Raw genomic sequence first — 17,577 nt, 5'->3', positions numbered from 1 at the left:
CAACGGACCTCATCCGTTTTTACGTTTTCTTACGGTTCTTCCGCTTGGTCAGGAATGCGTACAGACCAATCAGGATCCAGATGCACGGAATGACAATCAGCAGCGTTTTTGATTCTGAAGGAAGCTCCCCGAAGGACACCTTCTTCCCTGCTTTGACTTCAATCTGATCCAGCTGGAAAAGGCTGGTCACGTCAGCGTACAGCTTTTCGATATACGCGTCGCTCATCTTTTCTTTCCGGCGTGCGCTTTTCGCAGTGCTTTCAATCAGCTGTCCGGCAGCGGAACGCAGGCTGTTGCTGCCGTTGAACACCGGCGTAACAAAGGTATCCGAGGTGTACTTTTGCAGCAGCTCGCTGGCTTCAATCTTCACGGAATAATGGTCGTCGTCCTCGCCTTTCCTGCTCAGGTAATCCTGATACTCTGCGCTTTGCTGAGCCTTCAGGGTCACCGGCAGATAACCTTCTGTCTCCGCATAACCCAGCTGAACCTTATTGCTGATCAGATACTGGGTAAACAGCCAGCTGGCCAGCACTTCCTGGGGATCATCCTTGTTGAAGATACAGATGCTGGGACCCTGGCTGATCATCTTCGGTTCTTCCGGTTTGAACTGCGGAATCGGCATCACCCGGATATTGAACGGAACCACCTGTTCCTCATGAATGTCCAGCATCGGCGCTTCGCTTCCCATCCAGGTAGCGCCGGCAGTGGAGTCGATCGCAAAGATGCACTGCCCGGCATTGAGGAAGTTGCCCGGGTAGCTGCTGATAGCAAACGTGGAGAACGCCCGGCTCTTTGCGTGCTTATAGATTTCTTCCAGCAGTCCCTTGGTGGTGTCGTTAAAGAGCAGCACTTCCCCCTCCGCTGTGGAATACGGAGCGTCCAGCTGTTTGAGCATGGTAATCATCATATTGTCCGTGCTCTTGTAGATAAAGGGAATCATCACCTTCTGGCCGTTAATCTTAAAGGTGCCGTCTTCGTTTTTCTCCATGGCCTTTTCGCTGACTTCCCACACAAAGTCCCAGGTTACCACTTCAGGCAGTTCGTATCCCAGCTTCTTTACCATATCCTCATTGACGTACAGGGCTTCTGTGGAGCGCATATAGGGCATAGCGTAATAATGGTCTTCCAGCACGCACTCTGCCAGGAATTCCGGTACAATCTCCTCCTGTTTCGGGGAATCAAAGCGGACCTCGCTTCCCCCAAGCCCGTACCGGCTGTCTTTCATCCAGTCATCCATCTGCAGCACAACGTCCTGGCCTGTCATATACGTGGCGATATGGTCCGGATAGGTAATGCATACATTCGGTGTTGTTTTCGTCGCAATATTGGTAATCACGTCAGCAAAGATCCGCCCGTAATCCGCGTACAGGCGCAGATTAATCTTCACATTCGGATACATTTCTTCAAATTCTTTGATGGCGTTCGTATAAACAGCCGTCTGCACCTTGTTGGTATCATTCTTGGCCCAGAAGACCAGTTCAATCGGCTTGGAATCATCAAACGCTTCCGGGATCTTCGCATTCCCGGCTCCCGTCGCTTCCCGGCTCTCCAGCCGTCCATGGCATCCGGACAGCAGAATCAGTGATATAACAAGCATCGCACAAACTGCGATCCGCTTTACATTCTTTCTCTTCACTGCCTGTACCTCCTACTTCCTACTTCCTACCTCCTGCCTCAACTTATCCCTTTGTTCCTCCCCTGGAAACTCCCGCCATAATCTTGTCACGGAACACCAGGAAAAGCACAATCAGCGGGACGCTGACGACCACCACAGCCGCCATCATCGCCGGAATATCCTGACGGCCGAATCCGCTTTCCCGGATCGCCTGGATGCCGTTTGATACCAGGAAATACTTTGATTCTTTGGTAATCAGTCTCGGCCATACATAGCTGTTCCAGCATTCAATTACTTTCAGGATGGCTATGGTCACAATCGTCGGCTGGCTGATGGGCACCATCACCTTAAGCAGGTACTTCAGGTCGCTGGTGCCGTCCACCTTTGCCGCATTGTACAGTTCGTCCGGAATGGCTTCAAAGTTTTCCTTCAGCAGGTAGATATAGAACACACTGGTTACCGAAGGAAGGATCAGGCCAAGGTAGGTCAGGTCGCCCTTCTGGAATCCCCAGTTGACGATCGTCACATAGTTGGTGATAATCACCAGCTCCGTAGGAATCATCATCAGGCTCAGGAACAAAGCAAACAGCAGGTTTTTCCCCTTGAATTCCAGTCTGGAGAATGCGAATGCCGCCGGCACAATCACCAGCATCATCAATCCCGTAGTCGCCACAGTGAAAATCAAAGTATTCGCAAAATACCTTCCGAGGCTGACCTCAGTAAAGGCTTTGACGTAGTTCTCCCCTGTCGGTTCCATGGTGATGAACTCAGGGGTTTTTTCATTGTTGTAGGATGCGGTGTTTTTGACGCTGGTCAGCACCATCCAGTAAAAGGGAAACAGAACGATAACCGCCCAGATCACCAGGAACAGGTAAATCAGTCCCCGTGATACCCTTGCGTTCTTTTTCTCAATCATATTTCTTCATCCCCAAACACCTGTATACTCATCTTCGCAGCTCATGGTCAGGATTCCATTCATAATGATGAATTATGAATTGTGAATTATGAATTGATTTACATATACTGTACCTTGTTTCTGCTGAACTTCAGGTTAATGTAGGTAATCGTAAACACAATAGCAAACAGGATCAATGCCGCTGCCGCCGCGTAGCCGGGATATCCTCCCTTATCGCTGTACAGCATGTCATAGACATAACCGACTATCGTGTTCATGCCTGCTTCATTCAGATTTACGCCAAACAGCGCGACCTCGTCGCTGTAAGCCTTGAAGGCTCCGATAAAGCCGGTAATGACGAGATAGAAAACAGTCGGGCTGATCATGGGCAGGGTAATCTTCCGGAAAATCCGTCCGCTGCTTGCCCCGTCCACCTTGGCAGCTTTGTAATAATCCTGGTTGACGCTTGCCAGCGCGCTTGTCAGGATCAGGATCTTGAAAGGCATAACAATCCAGACCGTATACAGGCAGGTCACCAGCATCTTTGCCCAGTACGGTCCGTTAATGAAGTCAACCATGTCATATCCCATCGAACTGATCAGCGCGTTGATCAGGCCATCCGTGTATTCCGTCCGTGCGAACAGGATCATGAACACCAGGCCGACAGCCAGCGTATTGGTCACATACGGCAGGAAGTAAATGGTCTGGAAAGCTTTTTTCAGCGTTTTGATTGAGCTGAGGCCCAAGGCGATCAGCAGGGAGATTCCTGTGCTCACAGGCACTGTAATAGCCACCAGGATCAGGGTATTCTTCAGCGCCTGGATAAAGAACGGATCGCTCAGCACATGGCCGAAATTGCCCAGTCCGATGCCGGTATAGGTTTGTGCAATGGATTGGTAGTTTTCCTCAACGGAATAGAAGCATACGTCGATCAGCGGATAGACCATGAACACGCCCAGAAAAAGGATCGCCGGCAGCAGATACAGCCAGGCCTTCAGGTTGTTCTTTTTCATACCCGTTCCTCGCTCTCCTTGTCAAACAGGAAAACCTTATACGGTTTCAGGTTGAAACGCACGGTTTTCTGGTCCGGATCGAATTTGTTTTCGGCGCTGACAATGGAACGGATACTCCTGCCTGTCATCTGCGGATGTGTGGAAACAACGCTCACGTCCCGTCCCATCACTTCCACCCGGTCCATCTGGCAGGTCATGCGCCCTTCATTCGCGTCCGGGATAAAGCCTTCCGGCCGGATGCCGACCCATACAGGCATGTCCTTCCGTCCGGGCACGTCCAGTACGTCTTCCTCACCGATATACAGCTTTTCGTTTTTCACCTCGCCATGGAACACATTAATCTGCGGCGTCCCCAGGAACTGGGCCACAAACAGGTTCGCAGGCTCATCATAAACATCCTGGGGCTTCCCGATCTGGTGCACCACGCCGTCCTTCATAACGATGATCAGGTCACTGATGCTCATGGCTTCTTCCTGGTCATGCGTCACGAAAATCGTGGTAACCCCTGTCTCCCGCTGAATCCGGCGGAGTTCTTCCCGCGTCTGCAGCCTCAACCTGGCATCCAGGTTGCTCAGCGGCTCATCCAGCAGCAGAACCTTCGGGATTTTCACCAGGGCCCGGGCAATGGCCACGCGCTGCTGCTGGCCGCCGGAAAGCTCCTTCGGTTTCCGTTCCATAAGGCCATCCAGCTGCACCAGTTTCGCGGTCTCCACCGCCTTCTGGTGCATGGCTTCCTTGGACATCTTCTGTGCGCCCTTCAGGTTCTGCAGCGGAAAGATGATGTTCTCCTCCACCGTCATATGCGGATAAAGGGCATAATTCTGGAATACAAGACCGACGCCCCGCTCTTCCGGCGGAAGGTTCGTCACGTCTTCATCCCCGAAGTATATCTTTCCCTTTGTCGGCGTCTCCAGTCCGCTGATCAGGTTCAGCGTCGTGCTTTTTCCGCAACCGCTGGGGCCCAGCAGGCCGATCAGCTTACCGTCCGGGATTTCAAAATTGAAATTGTTGACAGCAATGACCTCCGCCCCCTTCTTATTTCGGGACGGGAAACACTTTGTCAGGTTTTCCAGCACTACTTTCATGGCATCCGCTTCCTTTCGACAATCCCTCCGCGCTCTTGTGCGGAAAGGTTCGGATGATGTATACTTACTTTGCTTGATTTTACCATATCATGGCTGGAAAAACAACGGAAAGGATGGTCCCGTATGCGATCCGCACAGTCAAAATACGGATATGGAATGACCCTTTCCGCCTGTCTCTGGCTTGGGCTGTTTCCGCTGCTGGGCGGATCCTATGCCCATATCACATACAATAAATGGATCATCATGCTGATCCTGACTGGCATAACCCTGCCTTGTTTTCTCTTTGACCTGGTCCGGGACCGTATCCTGAATAAAGAACCCGGCCGGAAGCTGTCGTTTCGTGACGTCTTCCCTGCCATCATCGCTTCTTTACACATCCTTTGGATCTTGATCACCTGCCTGCTCTGTACCGGCTCCTATGATCCGGATGTCTGGTGGCGGGGAAAACCCGTACATTATGAGGGGCTGGCTTCACAGCTGTGCTATTTTTCCCTTTTTATTTGTTTTTTCTTTTCACGCGTACATCTGAAACCCGTCCTGCTTTCCGCAGCCGCCGGTGTAGCCGTTTTCTTTGTCATTGTTATGCTGCAGCGAAGCGGCGAAAATCCTTTGGGGCTATACCCGCCCGGAAGAAGCTATGCGATGAATCCGGAGTTTCAGGGCACCATCGGCAACATCGATATGGGCACCGGCTATCTCCTGCTCCTCGCAGGTCTCTTTCTCTATGGGCTGCTGTCAAATCTTCCCAAATTCCACACATCCAACAACTCCCGTCAAACTTCCTACATCCTACCTCCTACCTCCTACCTCCTACCTTTTTCTATTGCTTTTCTCCTCTCCCTCTATCTGATCATCACCATGGATGTCCAGTTTGGTGTCATTTCCCTGGCCGTCCTGTTCCTGGTTACCTTGCTGCGCTTTATACCGAAAAAGTATCGCCTGCTGGTATTCATCCTGCTGATTATCGCCGTCCTGCTCGTCGTCTGGTTCTGGCCATTGTATGGCGGCGGCATCTGGGAACTTCATGAAATCCTTCACGGACGGATACGTCTTTCCTTCGGCAGCGACCGGATTGCTGTCTGGTACTACAGCCTGCTCCTTTCAGGGGAAAGTCTTCTCACCGGCGGCGGTTCGGGCACGTTCGCTTCCCGCTTCAATCACTTCATACAAGAAAACAATCTGATCATTCCCGCCGAACAGGATGGGCATCCCCTGCCGAATGTCTTTGATGCTCCTCATAGTGAGTATCTGAACCAGCTGGTCAATCACGGGCTGCCTGCCCTGATCCTGTTCGTCCTGCTCCTGCTCCTGTCCATATTCCGCAGGCACGACAGATGCCTTCCGCTTCTTACCCCCTGTTCCGCGTCCGTTTTGTGCTATGCAATCCAGGGCATCTTTTCCTATCCTGTTTGCCTTGTTGCTCCTATGTTTTGGATTCTTTTGGCTCTCTCATTCGCAGAACCAAAAGAATCCAAAACATAACTTTTCACTCTACACTCTACACTAAGACCCGCTCCGGAGTTTTCCGGAGCGGGTCTTCATCTTCATTTTTCATTCTTCATTGTCATTTCTGACTGCTTCATCGCTGTATAGCAAGGCTTGCGTCTTTTCCCCTGCATAGCCGTCAGCATCAAGCCCGTTCTTCATCTGGAACGCAATGACAGCCTCCTGTGTCCCCTGTCCGAACTGGCCGTCGATCTCGCCGTCATAGTATCCCAGGGCCTTCAGCCGTTCCTGCAGCCTGGTTACCTTGTCTCCCCTGGATCCTGTCCCCAGTGCCGGTTCCGGAGTGTCCTGCTCCACATAGCCCGCAGCACGTACCGAACCAGGCACAGGCGGCAGTGGTGTCGGTGTCAGGCTCATTTCCCGCCGGACCTCACCAATGGTCGGAATCATATAAGTTGCCAGGACAACAGCCAGGATCAGCATCACTGCCAGCCCGGCAATTCCAGCAATCATCTTCGGATTCTTGTTCATCAATCAGCTGTCCTTTTCTTCTTTCCGCATGAACATCAGTCCAAGGGTGTCCGGTCCGCAGTGGGTGCAAATCGTGCAGCCTGCCATGGCCTCCAGCACTTCCCGGAACAGACCGTAGCTCTTCACCGTATCAATGGCAAACCGTACCAGGCCTTCCTCGCTGGGAGAATGAACCACCACGACCCGGCTGAAGTCGATATTCTGATCATTCTCCAGTACGTCCCGGATGTAATGCTTCAGGTAATGTTCATACCGTCCGCGGTACTTCTGGCCGGGATGCATTTTGCCATCCGCAACCACAATGGAAGGACGGATATGCAGCATCTTTGCGCCCAGCGCCTCCAGTCCGCTGCAGCGGCCTCCGCGCCGCAGGTAGTCGATTGTCCTGACCACGAAGCTGGAGCAGACCAGGCCGGTCTTGGCGCGAAGCGCTTCAGCAATGGCTGCTCCGTCGTCCGCACCCTCCTGGATCATTTTAATGCCCTCCAGCACCAGCAGTCCACTGCCCGTGGAAAGATTGCGGCTGTCCACCACAAACACATTGCCGACTTCCTTGCTGGCTTCCACAGCGTCGCCATAGCTCGTGGAAAACTCACTGCTCAGGCAGATATGCACCAGCTGATCGCAGTTTTTCAGCTGTTCTTTGAAGAATTCCTTGTACTCGTACGTATTTACTGCGGCCGTACGGACAGACTTACCGGCTTCAGTCGCACGGAAGATATCCCGGGGTGTCACGTCCACTCCGTCATGGAATACTTGTCCGTCAATGATTACGCTCAGCGGTGCAACACCGATCTGATACTTCCGGATCCAGTCCGGCGTCAGGTCGCATGTGCTGTCTGCGGTCATTCTGATCTTCATAAATTTCCCCCGTATCCTACTGCAGCAGGATGAAGTATTAATTGTTGAGGAGTCATCCGTGCTTTAGCACGGCTAATGACTCCCATGCTCCAGCTGTCAAAATGCCAATGGCATTTTGGTAACAGCGATCGCAGAATTCTGAATTATATTTACCTTTCCTCGCGGAAATAACTCAATCCAAGAGAAGCCGGCGGTTGATTCTCCCGCTTGTTCCGGATGCTGGAAATCACCAGCACAATAATGGTTACCACATACGGCAGCATCTTCAACAGCGGTTTGGTGGCCATGGTCACCTGAATCCAGCTGATATTGGTGATATAGCTGGAGCAAGAGAACAGGAACCCGAACACAAAGGATCCGATAATCGTCAGATGCGGCCGCCACAGCGCAAAGATAACCAGCGCGATGCTCAGCCATCCAAAGGCTTCCAGGCTCAGATATGCTTCCTGGGACACCATATAGTCGATAATGTAGTAGAATCCTCCCAGGCCGGCAATACCGCTTCCTATGCAGGTGGCCATGTATTTATAACGGGTCACGTTAATGCCCACCGCGTCCGCAGTCGCCGGGTTTTCACCCACAGCACGTAGCTGCAGCCCGACCCGGGTACGGAACAGCACCCAGCTGCTCAGCAGTACGATAATAATCGCCAGGAAAAAGAGTACGCCAAGGCACTGCAGACTATCCTGCCTGCCTGCGAAAGGCCAGCGATACATCATTTTCGGTCCGATCAGGTATACAGTCGCGTCCAGTTTGCTCATGATCACCTTCATCAGGCCTACGCCAAAGGTGGTCAGAGCCAGGCCGGTCACATTCTGGTTTGCCCGGAGCGTTACCGTCAGGAAAGAATAGATCAGGCCGCAGAGCATGGACAGGAGCACGGAGCCCAGGATCCCCAGGAGCACAATCAGGAACGGCGGAAGGCCGCTCTTGCCGATCATGTTCAGGATCAGGCACCCGCCAGCGCCGCCCATGCACATGATACCGGGAATACCCAGGTTCAGGTGTCCGGCTTTCTCCGTCAGGATTTCGCCCGTGGAGCCGTACATAAATGTCGCGCCAAAAGCCAGCGAGTCAATCAGAAAGTTCAGCCAGATATTCATTTGACGGCCTCCTTTCCGGCTTCCGCGTGGCTGTGATGTCCGCGGAAATGAATCTCATAGTTGATAAAGAATTCACTGCCGATAATAAAGAACAGGATAATGCCGACAATGACGTTCGGGAAAGCACCGGACACGTCGAAATCCTGGCTGATCTGGGCAGCACCCTGATTCAGCAGCTGAATTAGTCCGGCTGTCAGGATCATCGCCAGCGGATTGAATTTGCCGAGCCAGGCAACCATAATGCCGGTGAATCCCTGTCCTCCGGCGGACTCCGTTGTCACCGTCTGGTCCAGGCCGGCAGCAATCAGGTATCCGGCCAGTCCGCACAGTGCACCGGAAAGGATCATGGTCCGGATAATAACCTTCTTTTCGTTGATGCCGACGTACTGGGCTGTCCGTACGCTTTCACCCACTACGTTAATCTCATATCCGTGCTTGGTATAGTTCAGGTAGATATACAGTGCGACGGCCAGCGCCACCACAACCAGGATAATCAGCAGGTAATCATTGCCGATGGAAGGCAGCTTGCCGTATTTCAGCTTGCCCAGGGAAGAAGATCCGCTCGGCACCCAGACCACCAGGAAATAGCTCACCAGGAATGTTGCCACATAGTTCATCATCAGGGTAAACAGGGTCTCATTCGTTCCCCACTTCGCCCTGAACAGCGCCGGAATCACACCCCATACCGCACCGGTCAGCAGTGCCGCAATAAACATCAGGATCAGCAGCAGCCACTCCGGGATCTTACCGCCCAGGTAGAAGTCCACCGCGATCGCGCCCAGTACGCCGACCAGCGTCTGTCCTTCTCCGCCGATGTTCCAGAAGCGCATCCGGAAAGCCGGAGTCAGCGCCAGGGAAACACAAAGCAGGATTGCGATATTTTTCAGGAATTTCCATAGTTTACGGCTGGTTGAAAAAGATCCTTTGATAAATGCGGCATAGAAATCGCCGATCTTCTCCGGGTGTGCATTCAGCTTTTCAATCAGCAGGAAAGCCACCAGTCCGCAGACAATCAGGCCCAGCGCGATAGCCGCGATGCGGATCGCCCACGCCCTCACCGGATTGACGGAAGTCCGTTTACTGAGGTGGATCAGCGGTTCACGGACTTCATTTTTCTTGACTGTGCTCACGCGTCCTCCTCCTTCCGCTCATCCGTTTTGGTCATCAGCAGACCGATTTCTTCTTTCGTGGTTGTTCTGGCATCGACAATACCTGTAATTGCGCCGCCGTTGATGACCATAATCCGGTCGCACAGCTCCAGCAGCACGTCCAGGTCCTCACCGACGTAGATCACAGCTACTCCGTTTTCCTTCTGCCGGTTCAGCAGGTTGTAAATCGTATAGCTGGAGTTGATATCCAGTCCGCGCACGGGATAGGCAGCCATCAGCACTTTGGGGGTGTAGGCAATTTCCCGGCCTACCAGTACCTTCTGGACATTACCGCCGGACAAACGGCGCACCGGTGTGGAAACGCCGGGTGTGGAAACTTCCAGCTCCCGGATAATCTCTTCAGCCTGCGCCTTCGGCTTTTTCCGGTTCAGGAAGCCCAGCTTGCCCTTCCGGTAACTGCGCAGCATCATGTTATCTGTAATATCCATGCTGCCGACCAGGCCCATGCCCAGCCGGTCTTCCGGCACAAAGCTCAGGTGAACGCCCAGCTGACGGATCTCCAGCGGCGTCTTGTCCCGCAGGTTCATGACTTCATCCTCACGGAACAGCACGTCCCCGTTCTGTACCCACTTCCGGACGGCCTTGTTGCTCATGCCATGGAAAGTAACGTCATTCAGGTTCCGGTCATGAAACGCGCCTTTTTCGGCCAGCGCCCTGACTTGTTTCATGCTCTTGTGGAAGAAACTGACAGGCCGGTCTTTTTTCGGGTTATAGAAAGTGATCTTTCCGCTTTCAACTGGCTGCAGGCCGGAAATGGATTCCAGCAATTCCTTCTGCCCGCTGCCGGCGATGCCGGCAATGCCCAGGATTTCCCCGCCATTGGCGGTAAAGGAAATATCCTTCAGCACATGGATGCCTTCTGCGTTGTACAGGTTCAGGTCCTCCACCACCAGGCGCGGAATCGCATTTACCGGCGTGGAACGGTGAATATTCAGGTCGATCTTCTTACCGACCATCATCTCTGTCAGTTCTGCTTCAGAGGTCTCCGCCGTATTGACGGTGGCAACATGCTCACCCCGGCGCAGGATGGCCACTCTGTCGCTGACTTCCATTACTTCATTCAGTTTGTGGGTAATGATAATGATGCTCTTGCCGTCTTCCTTCATCCGGCGCAGCACGTCAAACAGCCGGGTGATTTCCTGGGGCGTCAGTACGGCGGTCGGCTCATCCAGGATCAGGATATCCGCGCCGCGGTACAGCACTTTGATGATTTCCACTGTCTGCTTCTCGGAAACAGACATGTCATAAATCTTCTTGGCCGGATCCAGCCGGAAGCCGTAGCGTTCCGCAATCTGGGCCACCTGGGCATTAACGGCCTTCAGATTATACTTTTCCTTCGACTCTGTACCGAGCACCACATTCTCGGCAGCCGTAAACAGATCCACCAGTTTGAAATGCTGGTGAATCATACCAATCTTATGCTCAAACGCATCCTTTGGAGAGCGGATCACGACTTCTTTCCCGTCGATCAGGATCTGGCCTTCATCCGGGAAATAGATACCGGCAATCATATTCATCAGGGTAGTCTTGCCGCAGCCATTCTCTCCCAGAACAGCCAGGATTTCTCCCCTGTAAACGTCCAGGTCCACATGGTTGTTCGCCACCACCGGGCCGAACCTTTTGGTAATTCCGCGCATTTGAAGCGCAAGCTGCTTCTCCACGATCTGTCCTCCGAAAAATGCGTCCTATAGTACTCGTTTTATCTTATCATAAAAGGATACGGACTGCCACTGGAAATGAGTGGCAGTCCGTATATTTACTTCACAGGGCTCTCTTCATCAGAAAGCGGTGTTCAGCAGTTCGATACCGTCGATGTTCACATCGAAGTAGGGAGCGCTGCGGAATTCGGATTCATGGAAGTAGCCGTCAGCAACCACTTCGGTATCGGGAGTGTAGGCAGGATCGGTATCAACATCAGCCAGGTAGGAGGTCAGGGGAGCCTTGTCCTTGGTGATGAAGCCTTCGGTAGCGGTGTCGAACACCTTCAGGGTGCCGGCTTCGAACTGAGCCTTCACTTCAGCCAGCTTCTCAACGGTGCCGGCAGCAGCAGCCTGCTCGTTCACGTCGGTCAGCTTCACAGAACCGGTAGCAATGGTGCCGGTCCAGTCGGTGTCGATGGCTTCACCGGCAACCTTCTGTCCGATGATGTACTGGAAGTAGGGAGCCCAGTCAATACGGCTGGCCACGATGAAGGTGTTGGGGCAGCTTTCCACGGTGGAGCCATTGTAGGAAACATCCGGGATACCGGCGTTCTCGCAGGCAGTGGGAGCACCCATGGAGTCAGCGTGCTGGGAGATCAGGTCAGCGCCGGCAGCGATCAGGGCTTCGGCAGCAGCCTTTTCTTCCTTCTCATCGTACCAGGAACCGGTGAACTGAACCTTCATGATAACATCGGGGCAAACGCTCTTGGCGCCCAGGTAGAAGCTGGTGTAGCCGGAAACCACTTCAGCATAGGTGAAGGCACCGACGTAACCCATCATGGGAACTTCGCCCTTCAGCTTGCCGGCTTCCTTGATCTCGTTCAGCTTCAGACCGGCGGCAACGCCAGCCAGATAGCGGCCTTCATAGATCGCGGCGAAAGCATTGTGGAAGTTAGCCAGCTTCTCGGTGTGAGCCATGGTGCCGGTGGCGTGGCAGAAGTCCACTTCGGGCTTATCCTTGGCAGCCTGCAGCATGAAGGTCTCATGACCGAAGCTGTCGGCGAAAACGATCTGGCAGCCTTCATCGGCCAGGTCCAGAGCGGCTTCATAGCAGTCATTGGATTCGGGAATGTTGCGCTTGATGATCACCTGGTCATCAGACAGTCCCAGAGCAGCGGCGGCATCCTTCACGCCGTTGATGAAGTTCAGGTCATAGGTGGAGTCTTCGTCGTGCAGCAGGATGACACCCAGTTTGATGTCTTCCTTGGCAACGCCGTCAGCAAAAGCTGCAAAAGCGGTCAGGCACAGGGCCAGAGCCAGAACCAGGGCAAGAACCTTTTTCATGTTGTTTTTCCTCCTCTTACTCTTTGGATTACGGAGTTTTGTTTTTTTCTATTGGATCAGTCGTCCTCCGGCCGGAGAACGATGTTTCCGTTCTCAATGCCTTCCACAACTGCCAAAGACTTAAGATGAATGCCGGACTCCCTCAGGGCTTTGCCACCGGGCTGGAACCCCTTTTCAACAGCGATACCCACGCCGACGACTGTAGCTTTCTGCTGTTCGCACAGGCTCATCAGGCCGTGTACCGCCTGCCCGTCCGCCAGGAAATCGTCGATGATCAGTACTCTTGTACCTTCCGGCAGGTATTGTTTTTCAATGCGGATAATGTTCTGTTTCTTATGGGTGAAAGAATAAACAGGTGCCTGGACCGTCTCGTCATTCTGCACCGCGGTCGCGCTCTTCTTGGCAAACACCACCGGGATATCGCCCAGTGCGTGGGCTGCGGCCACAGCCATGGCAATGCCGCTTGCTTCCACAGTCAGCACAATTTCCGGTTTTTCATTCCTGAATTCGTCCGCCCATGCTTCGCCCATCTGGAACAGCAGGGCCGTATCGATCCGATGATTCAGGAACATATCCACTTTGACGATATCGTTCCCGATTCCCTTGCCTTTTTCCAGGATCATCCGGCGCAGTGCTTCCATGGTGCCTCCAAAAACACGAACATTCCCTCTTGGGATAGGCAAAATTATACGCCATTTAACCGCATAATTCAATGAAGATTATATGCCAAAAGTGTTACAATCCATCCAAAATCCGAAGGAACCCTTATATCACCTCACTTCCCCAGCATTGTATACATTTATCAGCAAAACTTTGTCCCCCATCCATTTATTTCAAATCAAAAACACAGCTTCCGAAAATCGGAAGCTGTGTTCTCCATCATTTTTAAGTTTTAAGTTATTGAGCAGTTGTCCAAATCTTGATTTGAGTAACAACTGCCATGCTACAGCCGTCCATTTCTGCGAGCTGTAGGCGACGAAGAAATGGAATACAGCGATCGCAAATTATTCATTACTTGATTGATTTTTTTCCCCCCCTGGGAAATCAATCAAGCTCTTTCTTCCCCGTGTACAGCTCATAGTACCTTCCCTTCATCTCCAGCAGATCGTCATGCGTTCCGCGTTCGATGATTTCGCCTTTCTCCAGTACCATGATGGCATTCGCGTTCCGGACTGTACTCAGCCGGTGGGCAATCACAAAGGTTGTCCGGTTCTTCATCAGCCGGTCCATACCATGTTCAATATGGCGCTCCGTACGGGTGTCAACACTGCTGGTTGCTTCGTCCAGCACCAGGATCGGTGCCTTGCTCACAGCTGCCCGCGCGATATTCAGCAGCTGGCGCTGGCCCTGGCTCAGGTTGGCACCGTCGCCTTCCAGCATCGTGTCATAGCCGTGCTCCAGCCGCATGATAAAGCTGTGGGCACTGGCCAGCTTGGCTGCCGCCTCCACTTCCTCATCTGTGGCATCCAGCCGGCCGTAGCGGATATTCTCTCTTACCGTACCGGTAAACAGATGGGTATCCTGCAGGACCATGGCAATGTTCTTCCGCAGCCATTCCCTCGGATAATCCTTGATATCCTTCCCGTCAATGGTGATGATTCCCTCTTCTATATCATAGAAGCGGTTCAGCAGATTCGTCACCGTGGTCTTGCCCGCGCCGGTGGAACCGACAAAAGCAATCTTCTGACCGGGATGGGCATACAGTGAGATGTCTTTCAGCACGATCTTATCCGGCACATAGCCGAAGGTTACATGCTCAACCACCACGTCACCGCGGATTTCAGTCTCTTCGACTCCTTCCCTGTCCGGAACTTCCGGTTCCGCATCCATCACCGCGAAAACGCGTTCCGCTCCGGCCAGTGCCGCCAGGATGGTGGTCGCCTGCTGGGACATCTGGTTAATCGGCATGGAGAACTGCCGGCTGTATCCGGCAAAGACTGTCAGTGCGCCGGGAGTGAATCCGCCTGTGCACATCAGGATGCCGCCCACACCGATGGTCACCGCATAGGTCACCTGACCCACGTTGCCCATCACCGGCCACATGATGCCGCCCCAGAACTGGGCGCCGAACTGTTTATCCTTCAAGTCGCCGTTCAGCAGGCTGAACTCTTCCTCGCACTCGCTCTCGTGGTTGAAGACCTTGATAACCTTCGCACCGGTTACAGTCTCTTCGATATAGCCGTTCACCGCGCCCAGCGCCGCCTGCTGCCAGGCATAGTACTTGGCGCTCTTCTTCGCGATGGTCATTCCGCCGAACAGGAACACCGGGATGAACAGGATCGTGATCAGCGTCAGGATCCAACTGGTGGTGATCATAAAGATGAATGTACCGATCAGGGTAATCAGACCGGATACCAGGCCCACCAGGGAGTTGTTGATCATTGTATCGATGTTGTCGATATCGTTGGTGTATCGGCTCATCAGTTCACCCGTCGGATGCCCGTCATAATAGCGTACCGGCAGGCTCTGCATCTTCCGGAACAGATCATTCCGGATCGTCTCGATCACCTTCAGGGAAACAGACATCATCAGCCGCGCCTGCAGATAGGTGGTGCACACGCCCACCAGGTAGATGATGGCCAATACAATCAGCGCAACCGCCACATAGGCGGACACAGCCTGGATCGTACCGGAAGCGATCCAGTTCTGCACCATTTCACCTGCGGTGATCTTCGACAGAATCCCGTCCGCGATTTTCTCAATCGGGCTCATGGTAATCACTGTATCCGGATTCACTGCCAGTGCCAGGTGGTCGACAATCGGCGCCATCAGGTAACCGCCGCACAGGCTCGTCACCGTGGTAACCAGCATGCACAGCAGCACCAGCACCAGCTTGTACCAGTACTTGCCCACGTAGCCCAGCAGCCTTCTGATGGTCTGTCCCGCATTCTTGGGTTTGCCTGTCATGCCGCGGCCGGGCGGGCCTCCGCGGGGACCTCCTCCCATTTTTCTCATATCCCCGGGTTTGGACGCGTATTGCTTTCTCAGTCTTTCAAGTGACCTTGCCATGCCTTACGCCCCCTTCTTTCCGAGCTGGGACTCGGCAATCTCACGGTATTCCGTATTGGAGGCCAGCAGTTCATCATGAGTGCCCACACCGGTGATCCGGCCTTCATTCATTACGATAATCTGATCCGCGTCCATCACGGAGGCAATCCGCTGCGCGATGATGATCTTTGTGCTTCCAGCCAGTTCATTGGAGAAGGCATTACGGATCTGCGCCTCTGTCGCCGTGTCCACGGCGGATGTGGAGTCGTCAAGGATCAGGATCTTCGGTTTCTTCAGCAGTGCCCGGGCAATACAGAGCCGCTGCTTCTGGCCGCCGGACAGGTTGTTGCCGCCCTTGTCCAGGTTGCTTTCATATCCGTCTGCAAAAGAAGAGACAAACTTATCCGCCTGGGAGGACTTCGCAGCGGCAATCATCTCCTCGTCCGTGGCATTTTCATCGCCCCAGCGCAGGTTTTCCGCCACGGTGCCGGAGAACAGCACGTTCTTCTGCAGCACCATGCCCACGCCCTCACGCAGGTTGTACAGGCTGTAGTCTTTTACGTTCACGCCGTCCACCAGGATTTCACCCTCATCCGGATCATACAGCCGCGGGATCATGGAGACCAGTGTGCTCTTTCCGCAGCCGGTGGACCCGATGATGCCCACAATGGTGCCGGGTTCAATCTTCAGGTTGATATCTTCCAGCACGCTGTCTTCGCTGTGCTTGTAGTACCGGAAGGATACATGGCGGAATTCGACGCGGCCTTCCTTCACGGTCAGTTCTTTCCGTCTCGCGTCATTATCGTTCAGGTCCGGTTCCTCTTCCAGCACTTCACGGATGCGCTTGGCGCTCGCCATAGCACGGGAAGACATCATGAACAGGAAGGTGACCATGATCAGGGAGGACAGGATCTGAATCACATAGTTGACAAACGCGGACAGATCGCCAACGGCCATCTCGCCGTTCAGCACAAGCGCGTGGCCCTGCCAGGCTACCCCGATCACCGTGATATACATCATCAGTGTCGTGACCGGCTGCATCTGGATCACAATCCGCATGGCGCGCATCGCCGCATTTTTCAGGTCGCTGTTGGCTTTGCCGAATTTCTTGATTTCATCTTCTTCCCGTACAAAGGATTTCACCACCCGCACATTGGTGATGTTTTCCTGCACGGTGGAGTTCAGTCCGTCCACTTTGGCTTGCACTTCCTTGAAGCGCGGGAAAGCGGTCAGGATGTTTCCGCCCACAAACAGAAGCAGCGCTGGAATACTGACCCAGAAGATCGTCGCCAGGTCAGGCCGCAGGCGGATCGCCATGATCAGGCCGCCGATCATCATGCCGGGGGCCCGCAGCGCCATCCGCATCAGCATTGCCACAAAGTTCTGCATCTGCGTCACGTCATTGGTCACCCGCGTCACAAGGGAACCGGTGGAAAACCGGTCAATATTGCCAAAAGAGAATCTCTGGATCTTGCTGTACAGATCGTTGCGGATATCGCCGGCAAAAGCAATACTGGCTTTGGAACTGAAATAACATCCGCCGATGCCGCCAGCCATCATGAAAACAGCGATCAGGATCATCAGTCCTGCCGTCCCGATGCTGGACCCGACCGTCAGCGTTCCCATATTCCCGGCGTTAATCACGCGTGCCAGAAGCATGGGCATCAGCACTTCACCGATGACTTCCACGATCATGCACAGCGGACCGAGAATAAACCAGGCCTTGTACGGCTTGATATATTTCATCCAGTTTCTCAAAAGGACATCTCCTTCCGGTACGTACAAATATATGTCGAAACCAATTTAGTCTTATCCCGCCCGGTTGTCAAGGCAGAATGATTCTTGCGCCTTGACAACAACTCTTCACTGCCCGCAGGGCAACTGTAC

At 53.4% G+C, this 17,577-nt stretch carries 14 protein-coding genes; 1 reads left to right on the top strand and 13 read right to left on the bottom strand.

Translation table 11 applies throughout. From position 1 onward, the window contains the following. Positions 1-19: 19 nt before the first annotated feature. The 4 genes from JRC49_13175 to JRC49_13160 all read right to left on the bottom strand — a co-directional run bounded on the left by JRC49_13175 (position 20) and on the right by JRC49_13160 (position 4,608). Entirely contained in the window at positions 20-1,597 is a 1,578-nt protein-coding gene (locus tag JRC49_13175; protein QTE72883.1) for an extracellular solute-binding protein, read from the bottom strand. Positions 1,598-1,679: 82 nt separating this feature from the next. Further along, positions 1,680-2,531: a carbohydrate ABC transporter permease gene (locus JRC49_13170; GenBank protein ID QTE70731.1), complete on the bottom strand. Its 852-nt coding sequence runs from the start codon at positions 2,529-2,531 to the stop codon at positions 1,680-1,682. A 98-nt stretch (positions 2,532-2,629) separates the two neighbouring features. Next, on the bottom strand, positions 2,630-3,523 hold the full coding sequence (locus JRC49_13165) for a sugar ABC transporter permease (protein ID QTE70730.1): 894 nt from the start codon (positions 3,521-3,523) through the stop codon (positions 2,630-2,632). Then, complete coding sequence (locus JRC49_13160) at positions 3,520-4,608, bottom strand: ABC transporter ATP-binding protein (protein ID QTE70729.1); 1,089 nt, start codon at positions 4,606-4,608, stop codon at positions 3,520-3,522. Before JRC49_13160 ends, JRC49_13165 begins: the two co-directional genes overlap by 4 nt. A 582-nt stretch (positions 4,609-5,190) precedes the next feature. Between JRC49_13160 and JRC49_13155 the strand changes: the two genes are divergently transcribed. Continuing rightward, positions 5,191-6,090: an O-antigen ligase family protein gene (locus JRC49_13155; GenBank protein QTE70728.1), complete on the top strand. Its 900-nt coding sequence runs from the start codon at positions 5,191-5,193 to the stop codon at positions 6,088-6,090. Between the two features lie 69 nt (positions 6,091-6,159). Here the strand turns inward: JRC49_13155 and JRC49_13150 are convergent, their stop codons facing one another. The 9 genes from JRC49_13150 to JRC49_13110 form a co-directional block, all read right to left on the bottom strand. Then, on the bottom strand, positions 6,160-6,585 hold the full coding sequence (locus JRC49_13150; GenBank protein ID QTE70727.1) for a peptidoglycan-binding protein: 426 nt from the start codon (positions 6,583-6,585) through the stop codon (positions 6,160-6,162). 3 nt (positions 6,586-6,588) lie between these two features. Next, positions 6,589-7,446 carry a DegV family protein gene (locus JRC49_13145; GenBank protein QTE70726.1) on the bottom strand — a complete coding sequence of 286 codons (858 nt, stop codon included), beginning with the start codon at positions 7,444-7,446 and terminating at the stop codon, positions 6,589-6,591. Between the two features lie 149 nt (positions 7,447-7,595). Next, positions 7,596-8,549: an ABC transporter permease gene (locus tag JRC49_13140; GenBank protein ID QTE70725.1), complete on the bottom strand. Its 954-nt coding sequence runs from the start codon at positions 8,547-8,549 to the stop codon at positions 7,596-7,598. Then, on the bottom strand, positions 8,546-9,679 hold the full coding sequence (locus JRC49_13135; GenBank protein QTE70724.1) for an ABC transporter permease: 1,134 nt from the start codon (positions 9,677-9,679) through the stop codon (positions 8,546-8,548). The genes JRC49_13140 and JRC49_13135 overlap by 4 nt, the downstream gene beginning before the upstream one ends. Continuing rightward, positions 9,676-11,355, bottom strand: a complete 1,680-nt coding sequence (locus JRC49_13130; GenBank protein QTE72882.1) for an ABC transporter ATP-binding protein — start codon at positions 11,353-11,355, stop codon at positions 9,676-9,678. The genes JRC49_13135 and JRC49_13130 overlap by 4 nt, the downstream gene beginning before the upstream one ends. 141 nt (positions 11,356-11,496) lie before the next feature. Further along, positions 11,497-12,702 carry a BMP family ABC transporter substrate-binding protein gene (locus JRC49_13125; protein QTE70723.1) on the bottom strand — a complete coding sequence of 402 codons (1,206 nt, stop codon included), beginning with the start codon at positions 12,700-12,702 and terminating at the stop codon, positions 11,497-11,499. Between the two features lie 56 nt (positions 12,703-12,758). Further along, positions 12,759-13,343 (bottom strand): xanthine phosphoribosyltransferase, encoded by a 585-nt coding sequence (locus JRC49_13120; GenBank protein ID QTE70722.1) that lies wholly within the window; start codon positions 13,341-13,343, stop codon positions 12,759-12,761. Positions 13,344-13,746: 403 nt separating this feature from the next. After that, positions 13,747-15,609: an ABC transporter ATP-binding protein gene (locus JRC49_13115; GenBank protein QTE72881.1), complete on the bottom strand. Its 1,863-nt coding sequence runs from the start codon at positions 15,607-15,609 to the stop codon at positions 13,747-13,749. Positions 15,610-15,714: 105 nt separating this feature from the next. Then, entirely contained in the window at positions 15,715-17,448 is a 1,734-nt protein-coding gene (locus JRC49_13110; protein ID QTE70721.1) for an ABC transporter ATP-binding protein, read from the bottom strand. Positions 17,449-17,577: the final 129 nt, after the last annotated feature.

This window comes from Clostridiales bacterium FE2011, assembly GCA_017569305.1.
GTDB lineage: Bacteria > Bacillota > Clostridia > Christensenellales > Aristaeellaceae > Aristaeella.
The sequence above is the reverse complement of the archived record's forward strand: the minus strand, read 5'-3'. Positions and strand labels throughout refer to the sequence as shown.